Source organism: Fibrella aestuarina BUZ 2 (assembly GCF_000331105.1).
GTDB classification, from domain to species: Bacteria; Bacteroidota; Bacteroidia; order Cytophagales; family Spirosomataceae; genus Fibrella; species Fibrella aestuarina.
Genome location: NC_020054.1, coordinates 2,714,562 through 2,730,915, shown reverse-complemented (window position 1 = coordinate 2,730,915; position 16,354 = coordinate 2,714,562). Strand labels below are relative to the sequence as shown.

17 protein-coding genes are annotated in these 16,354 nt (G+C 58.3%); 4 read left to right on the top strand and 13 right to left on the bottom strand.

The features are described from left to right. Nucleotides 1-48: 48 nt before the first annotated feature. A complete protein-coding gene (locus FAES_RS11150) occupies nt 49-822 on the bottom strand; it encodes an LOG family protein (RefSeq protein ID WP_015331312.1) in 774 nt (257 codons plus the stop codon). A 19-nt stretch (nt 823-841) separates the two neighbouring features. Here FAES_RS11150 and FAES_RS30360 point away from each other — a divergent pair, with 19 nt between their 5' ends. The 3 genes from FAES_RS30360 (at nt 842) to guaB (ending at nt 2,870) form a co-directional block, all read left to right on the top strand. After that, nucleotides 842-1,003: a hypothetical protein gene (locus FAES_RS30360; RefSeq protein WP_015331311.1), complete on the top strand. Its 162-nt coding sequence runs from the start codon at nt 842-844 to the stop codon at nt 1,001-1,003. A 91-nt stretch (nt 1,004-1,094) separates the two neighbouring features. Next, on the top strand, nt 1,095-1,325 hold the full coding sequence (locus FAES_RS11145) for a VF530 family protein (RefSeq protein WP_015331310.1): 231 nt from the start codon (nt 1,095-1,097) through the stop codon (nt 1,323-1,325). A 72-nt stretch (nt 1,326-1,397) separates the two neighbouring features. Beyond that, complete coding sequence (guaB, locus tag FAES_RS11140; RefSeq protein WP_015331309.1) at nt 1,398-2,870, top strand: IMP dehydrogenase; 1,473 nt, start codon at nt 1,398-1,400, stop codon at nt 2,868-2,870. Between the two features lie 72 nt (nt 2,871-2,942). Here the strand turns inward: guaB and FAES_RS11135 are convergent, their stop codons facing one another. The 12 genes from FAES_RS11135 to pnuC form a co-directional block, all read right to left on the bottom strand. Then, nucleotides 2,943-6,356 carry a M36 family metallopeptidase gene (locus tag FAES_RS11135; protein WP_015331308.1) on the bottom strand — a complete coding sequence of 1,138 codons (3,414 nt, stop codon included), beginning with the start codon at nt 6,354-6,356 and terminating at the stop codon, nt 2,943-2,945. Between the two features lie 150 nt (nt 6,357-6,506). Continuing rightward, complete coding sequence (locus FAES_RS11130) at nt 6,507-7,235, bottom strand: metallophosphoesterase family protein (RefSeq protein ID WP_015331307.1); 729 nt, start codon at nt 7,233-7,235, stop codon at nt 6,507-6,509. Between the two features lie 55 nt (nt 7,236-7,290). Beyond that, entirely contained in the window at nt 7,291-7,974 is a 684-nt protein-coding gene (locus tag FAES_RS11125; RefSeq protein ID WP_015331306.1) for a DUF2306 domain-containing protein, read from the bottom strand. 101 nt (nt 7,975-8,075) lie between these two features. Then, nucleotides 8,076-8,969 carry a LytR/AlgR family response regulator transcription factor gene (locus FAES_RS11120; protein WP_015331305.1) on the bottom strand — a complete coding sequence of 298 codons (894 nt, stop codon included), beginning with the start codon at nt 8,967-8,969 and terminating at the stop codon, nt 8,076-8,078. A 12-nt stretch (nt 8,970-8,981) separates the two neighbouring features. Next, entirely contained in the window at nt 8,982-9,605 is a 624-nt protein-coding gene (locus tag FAES_RS11115) for a rhomboid family intramembrane serine protease (RefSeq protein ID WP_015331304.1), read from the bottom strand. 1 nt (nt 9,606) lies between these two features. After that, on the bottom strand, nt 9,607-10,590 hold the full coding sequence (locus FAES_RS11110; protein ID WP_015331303.1) for a polyprenyl synthetase family protein: 984 nt from the start codon (nt 10,588-10,590) through the stop codon (nt 9,607-9,609). Between the two features lie 35 nt (nt 10,591-10,625). Beyond that, nucleotides 10,626-11,399, bottom strand: coding sequence for a DUF5672 family protein (locus tag FAES_RS11105; RefSeq protein WP_051054073.1), 774 nt, complete (start codon nt 11,397-11,399; stop codon nt 10,626-10,628). Continuing rightward, on the bottom strand, nt 11,399-12,397 hold the full coding sequence (locus FAES_RS11100) for a glycosyltransferase family 2 protein (RefSeq protein WP_262493778.1): 999 nt from the start codon (nt 12,395-12,397) through the stop codon (nt 11,399-11,401). The genes FAES_RS11105 and FAES_RS11100 overlap by 1 nt, the downstream gene beginning before the upstream one ends. A gap of 265 nt (nt 12,398-12,662) precedes the next feature. Next, complete coding sequence (locus tag FAES_RS11095) at nt 12,663-13,259, bottom strand: hypothetical protein (RefSeq protein ID WP_015331300.1); 597 nt, start codon at nt 13,257-13,259, stop codon at nt 12,663-12,665. A 100-nt stretch (nt 13,260-13,359) separates the two neighbouring features. Next, complete coding sequence (locus tag FAES_RS30355) at nt 13,360-13,524, bottom strand: hypothetical protein (RefSeq protein ID WP_158408766.1); 165 nt, start codon at nt 13,522-13,524, stop codon at nt 13,360-13,362. Nucleotides 13,525-13,646: 122 nt separating this feature from the next. Further along, a complete protein-coding gene (locus FAES_RS11090) occupies nt 13,647-14,123 on the bottom strand; it encodes an adenylyltransferase/cytidyltransferase family protein (protein WP_041258834.1) in 477 nt (158 codons plus the stop codon). Next, nucleotides 14,120-14,776, bottom strand: a complete 657-nt coding sequence (gene pnuC / locus FAES_RS11085) for a nicotinamide riboside transporter PnuC (RefSeq protein WP_015331299.1) — start codon at nt 14,774-14,776, stop codon at nt 14,120-14,122. The genes FAES_RS11090 and pnuC overlap by 4 nt, the downstream gene beginning before the upstream one ends. A 131-nt stretch (nt 14,777-14,907) precedes the next feature. Here pnuC and FAES_RS11080 point away from each other — a divergent pair, with 131 nt between their 5' ends. Then, nucleotides 14,908-16,101, top strand: a complete 1,194-nt coding sequence (locus FAES_RS11080) for a Gfo/Idh/MocA family protein (protein ID WP_015331298.1) — start codon at nt 14,908-14,910, stop codon at nt 16,099-16,101. The last annotated feature ends 253 nt before the right edge of the window (nt 16,102-16,354 follow it).

The window sequence follows — 16,354 nt, the reverse complement described above, 5'->3', positions numbered from 1 at the left end:
AGCAACAACAGTTCGGCGAAAAACAAATCGGCGACTCACCCTTATTCATCAGACGCGTTCCAGCAACCACCACAGCGGTTTCTGCCGCCGGACAATCGTATAATGCTGTTGCACATACGCCTGAATATGGGCCTGAGCCTGGTCCACATCGTCGGTCAGGCAAACGAGTTTCAGGTCCGTTTCGCTGATGGTGCCCGCCCGGATCATTTGCTGCATGTAGTCGAGCAACGGCTGGTAATAGTCGCGGCCCATCAGCACGACCGGAAACTGATGCACCACGCCCGTTTGTACCAGCGTCAGGGTTTCAAACAGTTCGTCCATCGTGCCCCAGCCGCCGGGCATCACCACAAAGGCGTATGAATATTTCAGCAACAGTACTTTTCTGACAAAGAAAAAATCGATGGTGACGCTGGTGTGCAAATACGGGTTGGGGAGTTGTTCAAACGGCAGGCGAATGTTACAGCCTACCGAACGACCACCCGCTTCGTAGGCACCCCGGTTGGCGGCTTCCATCAGGCCGGGGCCACCGCCCGTCATCACCGTGAAGCCGAGCGCCTGAATCCGCCCTCCCATCTGCCGCGCCAGTTCATAATAGGGGTGCCCTTCGCCGAACCGGGCCGAGCCAAATACCGTCACGCAGGACCCCACGAAGTGCAGCGTCCGCAGGCCTTTCAGAAATTGCCAGCCAACCTGAACGATAAACCGCAACTCCGACTGGCGGCTTTTGGGCCCCTCCAGGGCTTGCGTCAGCGCGTCGAGCAGCGGGGGCGTTTTCGACGAAACAGCGTCGCTGACGGTTGGGGGCGGTGCAGAAACAGCCATATCGATCGGGGGTAGCCACTTGCGTTTAGCCACCAAACGTACGGGCAGACAACGTACCTGGCTATGCGCCCGGATCAGGCCCCCGGCTGACTTTGCTCAGATCGTCACCGATGGGCTGGGTACGTTCCGATTTGGCGTTCCTTCCGTAGGTTTGCAGGGTTTCGGGGAAATGGAGCGGTAAACGGGCACCTGAGTCAGGGCGTTTTTAGCGCTCCGTTGTTACGCCCGAACGGTGCATCTAATCCTTTTATCCAAGTAAGAAACTGTACTCAATGCCTCAGGAGCAACCCAATAACCCGCTGCACGGTATCACACTCGCCCAGATTCTTGAGCAGTTGGTGCAGCATTATGGCTGGCAGGAACTGGCCGAACGCATTCCGATCAACTGTTTTCGCAGTAACCCCAGCCTGAAATCGAGCCTGACGTTCCTGCGGAAGACGCCCTGGGCCCGGGAGCGCGTGGAAGGCTTGTACCTGAAGCTGAGGCGACAAACGCAGTCTTAACAATTCCATGACTTAACTTCCAAAGATTCTTCGTAGATTTGTCCGGCAAATAACACTCCCTGTTTATTTGCCATGAGCTTAGACGCCAGCAAGTTTCTGTACGAAGCGCTTACCTACGACGACGTACTGCTGCTCCCCGCCTACTCGGAGGTTCTGCCGAGAGACACCAACACCAACGCCCAGCTTACCCGCGCCATTCGCCTGAATGTGCCGCTTGTGTCTGCCGCGATGGACACCGTCACCGAGTCGGATCTGGCCATTGCGATGGCACAAGAAGGCGGTATCGGTATTATCCACAAAAACATGAGCATCGAACGGCAGGCCGAGCAGGTCCGCAAGGTGAAACGCTCAGAGAGTGGGATGATCATTGACCCCATCACGCTCACCGAAGGCTCTACCCTCGCCGACGCGCACCGGATCATGCGCGAATCCAAAATCGGCGGCATTCCCGTCATTGACGACAACGGCACGCTCATTGGTATCCTGACCAACCGCGACCTGCGTTTCCAGCGCGATCTGTCGCAGCCCGTTACGGCGATCATGACCCGCGAAAACCTGATCACGGCCAAAGCCGGGCTCTCGCTGGAAGATGCCGAAAGCATTTTGCAGGAATACAAAATCGAGAAACTGCCCATCGTCGACGATCAGTACAAGCTGGTGGGCCTGATTACCTACAAAGACATTCTGAAGCGCAAAAGCCACCCCAACGCCTGCAAAGACGAACTGGGCCGGCTGCGCGTGGGGGCCGCCGTTGGCGTCACGCCCGACCTGCTGCAACGCATTGAGGCGCTGGTGAAAGCGGGCGTCGATGTGATCAGCGTTGACACGGCCCACGGCCATTCACGCGGTGTCCTGGATGCCGTGCAGAACATCAAAGCAACGTACCCGAAACTCCAGGTAATCGCGGGCAACGTGGCGACGGGTGAAGGGGCCAAAGCCCTCGCCGATGCCGGTGCCGACGCCGTGAAAGTGGGCGTTGGACCGGGCAGTATCTGCACCACGCGGATTATTGCCGGGATCGGGATGCCGCAGCTGACGGCCGTTTATGAAGCGGCTAAAGCCCTGCGTGGCACGGGGGTGCCGGTGGTGGCCGACGGTGGCATCCGTTTCTCGGGCGACATTACCAAGGCCATTGCCGGTGGGGCCAGCACGGTCATGATTGGCTCGCTACTGGCCGGCACGGAAGAGGCGCCCGGTGAGGTAGTCCTCTACGAAGGCCGCCGCTTCAAAAGCTACCGGGGCATGGGTTCGGTCGAAGCGATGGAAGACGGCTCGAAAGACCGCTACTTCCAGGATGCCGAAGACGACATCAAGAAGCTCGTGCCGGAAGGCATCGTGGGCCGGGTGCCATTCAAAGGCAAAGTGTCGGAGATCGTTTACCAGATGGTCGGTGGATTGAAAGCCGGTATGGGGTACTGTGGCGCCGCTTCCATCGAAGCGTTACAGGAGGCCAAGTTTGTGAAAATCACCACGGCCGGTTCCAAAGAGAGCCACCCGCACGACATTCAGATTTCGAAAGAAGCGCCGAATTATTCGTCGCGGTAATCGCTGCTGTTCATGATCACGAAGGGGAAACGGCCTGGCCGTTTCCCCTTCGTGGCTTCTACGGGTTCGGGTTTAGTTGAGCGTCGCTACCTGCCCCGACCCCTGCACCGATAGTTTTCCATTCCCGCTGAACCGAATGCCTTTGGCCTGCCCCGTGTAGGCATCGGGTACCGTCACGGTATGCAAGATCCGGACGGGCAGGGTACCATTGGGAACGCAGTTGCAGCTCCAGGTCGACGGCGCGTTCCAAAGGCCCGAGGTCACCGACTCAACGGACGTACCGGGCACAACCATAACGGTGCTATTGAGGCTCTTGTCGCTCAGGCAGGTCAGGCTACCCGTTGTTCGCTGGCAGCGGGCGTAGTACTGGGTGGTAACGGTGGGGGAGACGGGCATACTCACCTCACCATCGCCAACCGTCTGGTACCATCGGAGTAGGGCCGTTGTGCCTGTACACCCGCTGGCGCTCAGCACCACCGAGTTCCCCTGCGTGAGGGTGGTGCTGGTCACCGTAGGCGGGGCGGTAGTCAGGATGGTAAACGTGGTAGCGCGACGGCAAGCTACCGACTCGGCCGTCGAGACGTAGAAGGTGGTAGTTCCCGGCGTTGCCGTATTGGGTACCCCCGCCCCTGCAACGCCCACCGGATTGAAGACGGTGCCGGTGAAGATAGCCGACCCACCACTGGCGCTGGTGAACCAGTTTGGCGTGCCGCCCACAAACAGGGGGGTGCTTGCCTGCATGGTATAACTGCCCGTTACGCCATTGTTATACGCCGACACCACGATGACATAGGTGGTCCCCTGCACCAGCGAATGCGTTAGTTTCGACAACCGGTCGACGCCGCTGTCATCGTCGCCCCGCAGAAAATTAATGCCGGGGCTCGCCGGGTTAAACGTCGTCTGATACAGCGCCAGGTACGTGTCGTTGTTCCCCCCGTCGCTTAGGGCAGCGGCGGTGATCTCAAACGTTTGGGTACCACTGGCCGGAGCCGTAAACGTGTATGAGCGGTAGTATACCGTCGAACCGGGGCTGTATACCGTTACATTGTCGCCGGTAGCATGGGCATAGGTGGGTGAACTGGTAGTTAGGGTTCCGCTCAACGTACCCAGCAGGCTGATCGGTACCACCAGCCCCTGACCGGCGGGCACGGTGGCATTCTGGCAAATCGAATAGGTACCTACCGTCGGCGTCACGATGGGGCTGACCAGTACATTGACCGGCACGACCGATACGGCGCCGCACGCATTCGGGCTGATCGAAAAGCTGTAGGTGACGGTGATGGGTGAATTGGTGGTATTGACGAGCGTTTCATTGACGGTGGCCGAACTGCCCGTGGCGCTGGTGTTGCTGATACCCGACACCGCAGGCCGCGACCAGGCGTAGGTCAGGCCCGCCGTGCCGGAGGTAGCCGTGTAGGCAAAAACCGTTCCCGTGCAGATCGTGGCGGTGGTGGGCGAGCTCAGGTTGGCTCCATCGATGGGCGTAAAATCTTCAATCACGATCCGGTCGTTCGACGAATTGCCCGTTGAGGCGTTGGCCCCCAGCCCGCGCCGCGCAAACGCCCGACCGATGGCGCAGCGGTAGCGGCCATTGAACAGCAGCTGATCGGCCTGCAGGATGGCATCCCGCGACTGCACAAAACTGGGGCTACATGGTTGCAGGCGCAGCCCTTCGTTGACCAGCTTCAGCGCCGCCACGTTGCCGCGCATCGCCGTTACGTTGGCTGGGGTGCTGTAGATGGTCGCTTCGATCTGCCCATCCTGCAAGATGATTTCCCAGGTCATATCCCACAGCATCGTCGCCCAGATCGAGCCGATACCGTGGGGCCGCGAAAAACTGACGTCGCCCACCTTCGCATACGTGACCGGGTTGTTGACGGTTGCCTTATCGTACGAATAGCGATACAGCCGGATGCCTGACCCGGTGGTTGGCTGGCCCAGCACGTAGGTGCCGATGCCGCGGGGCACGTTCGCACTGGCGACGTTGGCACTCAGCGACGACCAGTTGGTTGTCAGCATCAAGGCCAAGTAATCGCTCCAGCCCTCGCCCGGCTGCTCCACGTTTTGCAGGCACGACGAGTTGGCCGGGCCACCCGTCAGGCGAACCGACCAGCCGTGGCCGTATTCGTGCGAAACAATGCCATTGTCGAACGAACCGTCGGGCTGGTAGCTGTTTCCCGTCCACAGATACATCTGCATCCGGCCGTTGCCCCCATCGGGTGGGATCGAAAAATTGGCATTGTTGGTGCCTGCGCCATCCTGGGCGTCGGCCAGTACGTGGTCGTTACCGGCTCCGCCCCGGTCCAGGTTGGTCTGCTGAAAATTCCCGCTGGGCTCGTCGAAGCCATACCGCCAGAGCACATCGTGGATCACGTTGCTCCAGTAAAACAGGTTGGTTATAGCGGCATTCTGGTTGGCCGCGGCGGTGTTTAGCCCCTGCGTATACGGGTAGTCGAAGTCCAGCGTGGCCGATGCAGGGCTGGCCCCTACCCCATCGTTGGCATTGGTATCTTCCTGCGCCCAGACATTGTTGCCCCGGGTGATGGTGTAGCTCGTACTGCCATCCGTGTGCCAGCCGTTGGTAGCGCCCGGCCCCGTACCACTGGGTACGAAACGGGTATACGGATTAGTTGAAACAGTGCGCGCGCCGAAACTGGGACTTTCCAGCGGATGATCAAACACCGTGTAGCTGTTGGCAGCCAAAGGCCTGGCGGGCAAGCCAACCGCACGATCAGGTACTTTACCAGGGCTCACCAGCGGAGTATGCGCATGGGCGGGCGTACCGAACTCGCAGTGAATGAGTTCATCGAACTGCCGCACCACCACCCCCGTATTGGCGTCTAGGTGGATGTTCCAGCGGTTTTTGCCGTCGGGGGTCAGAAACGTTACGTTCCAGGTGAGTTGTAGTTTATCGACCACGCTCTCACCCTTCCGGTCCACGTCGATTGGCAGCCAGCAAAGCTTCACGTTGACGGGGTCGTGGGAAACGGCAGCGGCGGCGTACACCGTCTTCGTGAGCGTGCCATCACCCAGCCTGACCGTATTGAGTTCCCGAATCGGACCCGCATCGAGCGCGGGCATCCCTACATGAGCCGTCGCTTTCCGGAGCGCGTCGAGGGGCGTCAGGGTGTTTTTGATTGAGCCAATCGTGGGCAAGTCGGCCGAAATAGGGACAAAATTATGCGTCAGGTACGTTACCTGCCCGCCCGTTAGCACCACGTTCATTAACCGGTTGTAGACCTCAATCGACCGATAGCCCTGATTGAAATAAACGTGGTACCAACCCGTGGTCGGCGACAGGTAAGCGCTCGATACAATCAGTTCGTCGACATCGGCCGGGCTGATTGCCTGGGCTTGCCCATACTGGCGCACATACTGCTTCGCCGTTTCGATGTCAGACTGGGCGTAGGCCCCATAACCCGCCAGGCAGAGTAGCGTCAGCAGTATAGCAGCAAACGGGGTACGTCCGGTAAACGGTGGATTCATAAACGAATAGTCACAGGTGCAGGATCGCTTAGGCTAATCTAAGCTACTCGTTCCTTGACTGACACCCAACAGTTTACCCGAAAACCCATCCCTATTTACCTGTTGGTCACGTTTTGTGCTATTCCTTCATCGCCTCGACAATACGTTCTCCTAAACGCTGATAACCCGGGTAGTCAGACCGTGGGGGGTTACCGTGATTTCGCGGTAGTAGGGCGGAGTTTTGTCCAGCTTCAGATCGGCGGTATCCGGGTCGAGCTGAATGTAGGTGGAGGGGGTAATAAACACCGTGGTATTGGCCCGCTGCGCCACCGCCTCGCAGTGGTAATGCCCGCTAATCACCTGCATCCGGCAGGGCAGTTCTTCCGTGATTTCGAGCCACAGATCCTGCTGTTTGAACGGGTACTTGACATCCATGAACTTGGTATCGGCAGGCAGCACCGGGTGGTGACAGAAGATCAGTGCATTATGGTGAATCGCGGCCAGTTCATCAGCCAGCCAGGTCCATTGGGCATCCGAAAAAACCCCGCGCGACGAATCGAGAAACAACGCCGGATAGCCTTCGAGCGGAGTGGCGCTGTAGAGTTCGTTGCCGTTGAGGTGGCGCGTCAGGTGCAGCTCTTCGGCCAGCATCACCGAGTCGTCGTGATTACCCGGAATGGCGAACCACATGCAGGGTAAATCCTGAAGCTGCTCGTAGATCCAGCGGTAAATCTCGCGCACCCCGACATCGAAACACAGGTCGCCGCCCAGCACCAGGCAGTTAGGCTTGGAGGCCCGGATGGCATCGAGTGTTTTCAGGAAATTGGCCCGCACATCGACGCCCGCCGGCATCTCGCCTTCGGCGCCAATGTGAATGTCGGTGATGAATGCAATTTTCATGCACCCAAATTAGTAATTAATCGGGTTGTTGGGCCAACCAACCGGGTTTATCCGCTCAGATGGCGGGCGCAAACTTCTGTTTGTAGTACGCCACCGTCCGCCCGATCAGCACCCCGCCCAGTATCGACGGCGCAATCCAGACCGCCGTTGCGACCCATTCGGGCGCGTCGGCGGGCGTCAGCAGGCGCTGGTTGGTAACGGCAGCGGCGGTAAACGTAGCGATGTACGAGGCGCCCATGCGGGTAAAGTGCTGAAAAAACCAGTGCATCTTTTCGGCGGGCTGCCGCATTTGTTGTACATCCTGTACGCCAAAACGGGTTAACAGCAGCCCAAAAAAAGTGAAGACGATGGGCAGAAACTGAAAGCCGTGCCGCGCGAGCAGGTACGTGCCGAACAGCGCCATTGCCAGCCCGCAGCCCAGTGCCGTATAGACCAGCGCCCGGTCAAACAGGGTTACCTGCCCCTTTTTCTGTTTGGTAGCTCGCCAGCCCGACATGCAGAAATAAAAGCTGAGCATGGCAATGCCTGACAGAAACAGGCGCATCATCCTGAAGGGTTGCAGCGTACAAAGGAGTATGGCCGTTACGGCCACCACGATCATGCACCAGACATACACCAGCCCGGCGCGGTTGTGCAGGCGGTTTCCTTTTTGAACCAGCATCGGGATAACACCGACGAGCAGGGCAATGACACCGGCCAGAATATGGGTAATCGTCAGAGAGGTTAGCAGCGTTTTCATAAGCAGCTTGTGCGTTTGCGTTGAACAAACGTAGCGGCTCGATGGGCACAACGCCAGCCCAATGGGGCGTTCGGCACGGTTTGGGACGTTTGGCAAAGGCCTTAGCCAGCGTGAAGCCGCCGAATCAGCGTGTCGTTGTATTTACGGGCTACCGGCACCACCAACGACCCGTGCGCCAGATGCAGTTTGTAGCCCTGCGCATTGCCCGACACCCGGTCGACGTAATCGAGGTTGACGACGTAGGAACGGTGGCAGCGCACAAACGGCCGCCCATCGGCGGGGAGCTGCTCATCGAGCTGCGTTTCCAAGCGGCTGAGGCTGCTGCGCATTAGCTCTTTGGCCGCTTGCGCCTGCTTCAGGTAATAAACCGTGCAATAGTTATCGCTCGATTCGATGGCCAGCAGATCGTCGGGGGCCAGGGTCAGCGCGTCTTTTCCGTTTTCAGCCAGCAGCGTCAGCAAGGGAGCCGGGATGGCCGGGGGCGTGTGGGCGGGTTGCGTCTCGAGTTCGTCCGACAACGTTGTGGCCTCGCGGGTGTAGCGCCGGAGCTGAATGATGTAGTTGGTCAAGACAACGCCCACCGCCGGGAACACACCGATCAGGAACGTCATACCCAGCACCCAGCCCCAGCCACCCGCCAGCGAATGGCCCGTCAGCCAGCCCAGATACAGCCGGTTGGCCACCGTGATGAGCAGAATGTGGGTCAGAATGTAGGCGATCTCGCGGCCAACCGTCCAGTTCGCTTCACTAAATGGCCGGGGAAACAGCCGGGGCAACACCAGTGAATCGAGCAGCAACACCCCGAAGGTAACCAGCCCGAAACCCAGAATTTTGAGCGACTTAAAGGGTAATTGCCAGTCGTTGATCCCAAACGGCTGAAACACCAGCAGAAACAGCCCGACAAAAGCCCCGATCAGCCCACTTCGTCCTAGCATCTGCCCTGTCGACTCGTGACCGGGATAGGGTTGCCGCAGGAATGTGACCAGCTTATTCACCCAACCGTTGGCTTAAAAGGGTCGCCAGTTACCAACCTGCTCGAAAAAGCTGGGAATAGCCTGCGGGAAAACCACGGCCATAAACAGGATACCAAACAGGGCCCCGTACAAGTGGGCATCGTGGTTGATGCCCGAACTACCCTGCCGCGCGGCGTAGTAGGAATAGCCCAGATACAGAATCGCGAAGATGAACCCCGGAATCGGGACGGGGATAAAGAAGAAGTAAATACCCGTCAGCGGGAAGACCAGGATGGTGGCAAAGATGATGGCCGATACCCCGCCCGAGGCGCCCAGTGAATTGTAGCGGCTGTTGTCTTTGTGCTTGATCAGCGTCGGGATGTCGGAGATGATGATGGCGATCAGGTAAAATACCACCAGCACGATACCCCCGACACCCGGGAAAAGCTGCGAAAAAATGGCCTCGACAGTCCCGCCGAAAAAGTAAAAGCTGAGCATATTGAACAGCAGGTGGCTCAGGTCGGCATGCAGGAATCCCGACGTCACCAGCCGGTAATACTGGCCCTGATGCGCCACCGCATACGGGTTCATGATCCAACGATCCATGAGACCGGGGTTGTTCCAGGCCGCCAGACTGATGCCGACCGTGACAAGGATAAGGAGGAGTGTGATCGACATATCAGGATTCGCGTTCGACTAACTGATGGGCAAAATCAAGGAGAATGGCCTTGCGGTCGGGGTCGGCTTCGACCTGTTCCAGGTTGGCAAACCCTTTGTTGACGTACTCGGCCACCCGCTGCTCAGCCAGTTGCCGAATGCCCAGTTGGTCATAAATCTGCGTTACGGCGGCTACTTTCTCGGCCTTGTCAAACGTATCACAGGCCAGCCAGCCGAGCAGTTGGGTACGTGTGTCGCCTTCGGCCCGTTCGAGGGCTTCAATCAGCATAAAGGTTTTTTTGTTGGCGATGATGTCGCCGCCCACCTGTTTGCCAAATTTGGCCGGGTCGCCGTAGACATCGAGCAGGTCATCTTTAAGCTGAAAACCAATGCCAATGTTCACACCCGCTTCGTATAAGTGGTGCGTACTGTCGGTATCGGCCCCGGCGATGAGTCCGCCCAGCTCCATGGCGAAGCCCAGCAGCACCGACGTTTTCAGCCGGATCATTTCGATGTATTCGACCTCCGACACGGCGTTGGTCAGCACGTCGCGGGTTTCGAAATTCATGTCCATCTGCTGCCCTTCGCAGACCTCGGCAGCGGTCTGGCTGAAGCGTTTCAGCACGGTGCGCAGTTGGGCCGGTTGCACGTCGAGCAGTTGCTCAAACGCCCGCACCAGCATGACGTCGCCCGACAGGATAGCGATGTTGGCGTTCCATTTTTCATGAACGGTGGGCTGCCCCCGGCGCAGGGGCGCCTTGTCCATGATGTCGTCGTGCAGCAGCGTGAAATTATGGAATACCTCCACGGCAACGGCGGGCTTCAGCGCCAGCTGCCAGTTGTCGGTAAACAAGGCGGTGGTCATCAGGGTCATCAGCGGGCGCAGGCGCTTGCCGCCAAGACTCATGATGTAGCGAATAGGGTCGTATAGCTCGGCCGGTTGCCGGCCGTACTCGGTAAGCTCGAATTGGCGTTGTAAAGCGTCCGCTAACTCTATTGGATTCATGCAATGGGTGTTGTTCGGGGCTAAAGCTAAGGCCGCTACACCTCATGACCAAATTGCCGCAGGATCGGTCGCCAGAAATCCAGATCGTATTTGTCCCAGGCGTGGCATCCCATCGGCAGTTGACCATCGTTGAGGGCCAGGCTGCGCGCCGGTTCCAGTTCAATGGCAAAATGCAGGGCTTCGTCTGGCTTGGGCGACCGGATGAGGTGGCGGTACGGGATCAGGCGCGGGTAATGTAGGGAGAAGAAGCCGTCTTCGTTACCCGGCCACCGCCCGTGAAACCGGTGGTAGCTACGCAATAATCGCAGGCAGGCACGTACTCGGCGCAACGACAGCCCACCATTGAACAGCGGACGCTGAAACACCTTCGACACCCGGGTGCGGAGCGTTTCCGGCTCGTCGCGCACCGGCCGAACGTCAGCAAACTGCGGCGCGCCGATGTAATCGTACCCACGTCGGCACCAGTCGGCCAGGGTATCGCGCAGGATAAATGCGTCGAGCTGGCAGATGAGCATATAGTCGTACGCCAGAAACCGCTCATAAAACAGCTCGGAACAAAGCAATTCGTTGTACCCCGCAATGCTGGTAAAATAGGCATCGGCAAACGAATCGAACTGCAACGTGGGGAAGTCGGCCAGCCAGCCCGACAGATCGAGCCCTTCGGGTTTCACCACCGTCAGCGGATAATGGCCCAGCATCGTTACGCATTGCTGCAACGAGATCCGTTCGTGGGGCGTGAGCGACGCCCGGTAGGCCGGAATGACAACGATAACAGAAGGAGGCTGAGCGGTATTCAACGGTGAGTTCACTAGGGTTCGAGCAAATCGCCCAGGACGGTTTTCCACCAATGCCCCGGAAATAATTGGTAGCGGCCCCGCGCTGCCTCAGCGAGTACCGACGGCCAGCGAAACACGCGAAAAACGGGCAACTGCACCCGTTGCTTCAGGTGGTCGGCCATCTGCGCCAGCCTTGCCAGCCGTTGCGGGTCGATATCGGTGCGGGCCCGGAGCAATTCGTATAGTTTCTGGTAGCGGTCGGCCAGTTTTAGAATGGGCTCCATCCGTTCGGTCCGGTCGCGGCGCAGGCGATCGGCCAGCGTCACTTTGGCGCGGGCGGGCTTGAAACCGACCTGTTGGCTGCTGTGCTGCCGGTACTGGATCAGCGGTTCGTTGATGAAGCCGATCCGGCCTTTCAGGGCCAGCACCAACGACATCCAGGCATCGTGAATCAGGTATTGAACATGGGTTGGAAACGGCAGCAGCGACGCCAGTGCCGACCGGCGAATGGCCATCGTTGCGCCCGTGACCACGTACCCACTGAACAACAGTTCGTAGCCTTTCCCGGCCTGCCACTGCTGCTGCGCTTCGGGCGTAAACTGCACCACTTCCCAGATGCGATGGCCCGTTTGCCGCGAGTCGTCGTCGATCAGATCGGCGTCCGAAAAGACGGCGTCCATGGCCGGGTGCGCCGCAAACCAGTCGGCTGTTTTTTGCAGCCGATCGGCCCGCCAGACATCGTCCTGATCCGACAGCACGACGATATCACCCGTGCAATGCGTTACGGCCCGCTCGAAGCTTTTCGTCGAACCAAGGTTTTGCTCGTTCGGGTAAATGTGTACCGGAAAAGGCGCCGTAGCCGCCCAATGTTGCAGATAAGCAACGGTATCGTCGGTTGAGCAATCGTCGACCAACACCAGTTCATCCGGCAACCGCGTCTGGGCGATGATGCTGGCTAACTGTTCGGGCAGGTAGCGCATGCCATTGTACGTACATAAGGCTACCGATAGCGTATGGGCGGGTGTACTCAATGCAACAATCTATCAAAAAAGGCTGCCACGCTCCAAGTAGGGGCATACCTGTGCCGCAAAGGTACATACCAGCTATACACCAAGCCAACCCGTTGGGTCATTAGGCTTTGTTGTCATTAGGCTGCGCGTCATTGGTAGTCATTCATGGTCATTCGTTGCCTTCTTACGATGAATGACCATGAATGACTACCAATGACGGCGCAGCCTAATGACCACGAATGACTATCAATGACCACCAAATCAATAACGCTGAAGGCGAATACCCCTAGAACCGATAGCCAGCCCGGAGGCCGAAAAGGGGAGCCAGACCCGACGGGCCAACGTAGGCGGCCCCCGTGTGCAGGCTCACCTGTGTATCGAGGGAGAGCGCGTAGGTGTATTCGATCAGGCCGTGCGCGCCGATGTTCCAGCCTTCCGAATGCCGCCGTTTGACCAACGGTTCGGTGCCGCCGGGGATGGGGTACGGGTCGACTTTATCGAACAGATCGTCGCGGAGATACCAGATGGACGGTCCTACGCCCAGCCGAAGGGTATGATGGATGGCCTGAAGCAGGTTGTAGCTCGTGGTCAGATCGATGGTAGCCCGGCGGCGGGAATTGGCCCCGACACTCACCAGATCGGGCACCAGTACCGTCTGGCGCTGACTGCTCATAAACCCGACCGTAGCCCCAATACTCACCCGATCGCGGGCTACATAGCGCCGGTATTCAAAAGCATAGCGGTATTTCAGGCCGTTGGCCGGATCGATTCCCAAATAATCGGGCCCAAGTTGAATCACGTTCTTGGCCCGCAGATACGGCCCTTGCGCGTATCCCGTCACCACAACCAGTAAGCAGCAAATCAGCAAGCAGAGGTGCTTCATACGTTGATCGGTTTAAGAAAAGATCGGAAAAGTAACGTAGGTGTATCAGCAACTGGTGTAGCCAGTCAATTCTTTTTCACTAGGTCGTCCCCGTGCACAGTCAAGCCAATCTGCTGGCTTCGGGATCGGGGCCACCGAGCCAGCCTACCAGCCACAAAAAACAGCCCGGCCACCACGTACTACTGGTTACCACCCTCAGAAAGAGCAAAAGCGAGGGTAGCGAGCCCAGGGCAAAGCCGAACTGCGCCTGTCGGTTTTTATTCATGACCGGAACGAGGTTTCGTTCGTGCCTACAAGATAGCCAATCTTTCCTGTCGACCAACGAGTTACCTACCCAATCGCCCGACAACTGAAGGGCCCCATTCCTTACCGGCCGGTGAGATTTGGTTATATGGGTTGACGACCGAAATACGGCTGCACAACGGCCGGAATATAATCCCAGTACGCAGCCGGATTGGCTCGAATCTGGGTAGCCGACACCGGTACCCGCTGCCGGGCCGGATCGAACGCCACAAAGCGCAGTCCGCTATGGTGAGCCAACGGTTCGCCGTAAGCTTCCGACGCAAAAAAGACCGATACCGTCGGGAAACGGCGGTTGATGAACGCGGCCCACGTTTTGGTGGCCTCCCAGAGCGGGAGCGTCGGGTCGTGAAAATCGTCGGCTTCGCAGGCCAGTTCGATCGTTGGGTACGTACCCAGCAGGCTCTTCAGCCACGTCAACCGCAGATCGGGCGGGATGGGGTCGTCGGGCGTGTAGCTCATCGACACGATCAGATGATCGCACTGCTGCCGGGCAAACTCGATCAGGGCCAGATGGCCGTTATGTACCGGCATGAACTTGCCAAAAACCAGTCCCGTCGTCATTGGTATTGTCGGTATTCTTTCGTCCACAAATACGCGCCCTGCACAGCAATCCCGCAGAAAATCACGTATTCGGCGGCCACCAGCTTCACGCCCTTGGCAAAATACACATAGGTCAGGATGATATCGACCACCAGCCAGACATACCAGCACTCGACCCGTTTCTGCACCATCATGTAGGTGGCCACCACGCTCATCACCGTCGTAAACGAGTCGATGTAGGGGAACGCGCTGGGCTGGCTGAACACCACCGGCAACAGCGTGTGCAGGTTTTGGGCGAACGTACCCAGCGCCAACGTACCCAGTAGTCCCAGCAGCACCCAAGTCAGCGCCTGCCGGGGTGGCATCCGGGTCACGCGCAGTTCGTCCTGCCGGTTTTCTTCGCCCGGTTTGGGGTGCGTCCAGCGCCACCAGCCCTGGATATTCGTCACGAAGAAAAACACCTGCAGGCCCATGTCGGGGTACAACTGAATCTGGTAGAAAAGAAAGAAAAACAGGGCCACGCTCACCGCTCCCACCGGCCAGCTCCAGACATTGGCCTGCGCCGACAACCAGACGGCCACACCGCCAATCACCACCCCAAAAAATTCGAGGTAACTCATGGGGTAGCCCCACAGGGTAAAAAAGATGGTGTTGATGTCGAAGAAAGCAGGCATTAGAACTGGTTAGGTTTGACGTTTGATGTCTACCGTTTGACGTTGATTCGCGCCCCTGTCGGACATACGCCTTCCATGCGGTAGCCATTAAACCCCAAACATCAGACATCAAACGTCAAACTCCATAGCCTATGCAACAAATTGCCATGCTCGGCGGCGGCTTCATTGGCCGCTTCTACGCCGAATCCTTACAGGGCCAGCGCAGCCGCGACAAGGTGGTGGCCATTTATGCCCGCCGCGAAGAAACAGCGCAGCAGTTTGCCGCCGATTACGGCTGTACGTTCCAGTCGACGGATATGGAGGCCGTCATCGCCCATCCCGACGTGACGATGGTGTGCATTGCCCTGCCCAACAACCTGCACGCACCCGCCGTTGAACTCTGCGCCAAACACAAAAAGAACGTCGTCTGTACCAAGCCGTTGGGCCGCACCGCCGCCGAAGCCCTCCACATGATGCAGTTGGTCGAAGAAGCGGGCATTTTTGGCGGTTACCTCGAAGATCTCTGCTACTCGCCTAAGTTCCTGAAGGCCCTCGATACCGTTAAAAATGGGGCGTTGGGCCGAATTCTCTGGGCCAAATCGCGCGAGACCCACCCCGGCCCTCACTCCAACTGGTTCTGGGACAAAGAGCAGGCGGGCGGCGGTTGCATGCTCGATCTGGGTTGCCACTGCGTCGAAATCGCCCGCAATTTCATCGGGAAAGACATCCGGCCCGTCGAGGTGATGTGCTGGGCGGCCACGCAGGTAAAACCCATCGACGCCGAAGACCACGCCATCGCGCTGGTGAAATATGAAAACGGCGCTATCGGTCAGTTTGAAGTGAGCTGGACGTTCCGGGGCGGTATGGACCTGCGCGACGAAGTGATGGGCACCGAAGGCACCATCTGGATCAACAACTTCCTGCGCACCGGCTTCGAGATGTTCACGACCGGCAAAGCAAGCGACTACGTAGCCGAAAAAGCCGAAAGCAACGCGGGCTGGCTCTTCCCCGTCGGCGATGAAGTGAACGACCTGGGCTACAACCACATGTTTACCGACATGTTCAGCGCCTGCGAGGCCGGTCGCGAACCCGCCGAAACCTTCTACGATGGATACGTGGTGAACGCCATTCTCGACGCGGCCTATAAATCGGCCGAAACGAAGCAATGGGAGCCGGTGCAGCTACCCGTGTGGCGCGGGCAGGAAGGCGTGGAGCAGGCCAGCAACCTCGTCGACTACGACGCCGACCATTACCTGATCAAAGAAGAAATGACCCATTACGGCAAGAAGAAGCTCATCCTGAAAGAGAAAGCCACGGGCCAGATTATCGAGCGGGAAGTATCGTAACAGCAAAAACGGGCAACATCGCCCGTTTTTTTGTGTACTTTTTTTGTATTTTGGAAGGGTAAACGGCCTAACCCTGTTTCCCTGTCCCACCATGAGTACGGTTGCCAAAAAAATGACTCTGCCTCTGGGTAAGTTGGCCGCCTGGCTTGGCGTATATGCCACGGCACAACACCTGACCCACAGCCCGGAACTGGCTGGTTTTTTGGCAACGTGTGGCCTCCGCAGCGATAACCTTGACAGCATCTGCGCTCAA

What these genes read in the sequence shown, in the direction of transcription:
- FAES_RS11135 (WP_015331308.1), bottom strand. Translation starts at nt 6,356, where the DNA reads ATGAATCCACCGTTTACCGGACGTACCCCGTTTGCTGCTATACTGCTG.
- FAES_RS11130 (WP_015331307.1), bottom strand. Translation starts at nt 7,235, where the DNA reads ATGAAAATTGCATTCATCACCGACATTCACATTGGCGCCGAAGGCGAG.
- FAES_RS11150 (WP_015331312.1), bottom strand. Translation starts at nt 822, where the DNA reads ATGGCTGTTTCTGCACCGCCCCCAACCGTCAGCGACGCTGTTTCGTCG.
- pnuC (WP_015331299.1), bottom strand. Translation starts at nt 14,776, where the DNA reads ATGCCTGCTTTCTTCGACATCAACACCATCTTTTTTACCCTGTGGGGC.
- FAES_RS30355 (WP_158408766.1), bottom strand. Translation starts at nt 13,524, where the DNA reads ATGAATAAAAACCGACAGGCGCAGTTCGGCTTTGCCCTGGGCTCGCTA.
- FAES_RS11145 (WP_015331310.1), top strand. Translation starts at nt 1,095, where the DNA reads ATGCCTCAGGAGCAACCCAATAACCCGCTGCACGGTATCACACTCGCC.
- FAES_RS11115 (WP_015331304.1), bottom strand. Translation starts at nt 9,605, where the DNA reads ATGTCGATCACACTCCTCCTTATCCTTGTCACGGTCGGCATCAGTCTG.
- FAES_RS11080 (WP_015331298.1), top strand. Translation starts at nt 14,908, where the DNA reads ATGCAACAAATTGCCATGCTCGGCGGCGGCTTCATTGGCCGCTTCTAC.
- FAES_RS11090 (WP_041258834.1), bottom strand. Translation starts at nt 14,123, where the DNA reads ATGACGACGGGACTGGTTTTTGGCAAGTTCATGCCGGTACATAACGGC.
- FAES_RS11110 (WP_015331303.1), bottom strand. Translation starts at nt 10,590, where the DNA reads ATGAATCCAATAGAGTTAGCGGACGCTTTACAACGCCAATTCGAGCTT.
- FAES_RS11095 (WP_015331300.1), bottom strand. Translation starts at nt 13,259, where the DNA reads ATGAAGCACCTCTGCTTGCTGATTTGCTGCTTACTGGTTGTGGTGACG.
- guaB (WP_015331309.1), top strand. Translation starts at nt 1,398, where the DNA reads ATGAGCTTAGACGCCAGCAAGTTTCTGTACGAAGCGCTTACCTACGAC.
- FAES_RS11125 (WP_015331306.1), bottom strand. Translation starts at nt 7,974, where the DNA reads ATGAAAACGCTGCTAACCTCTCTGACGATTACCCATATTCTGGCCGGT.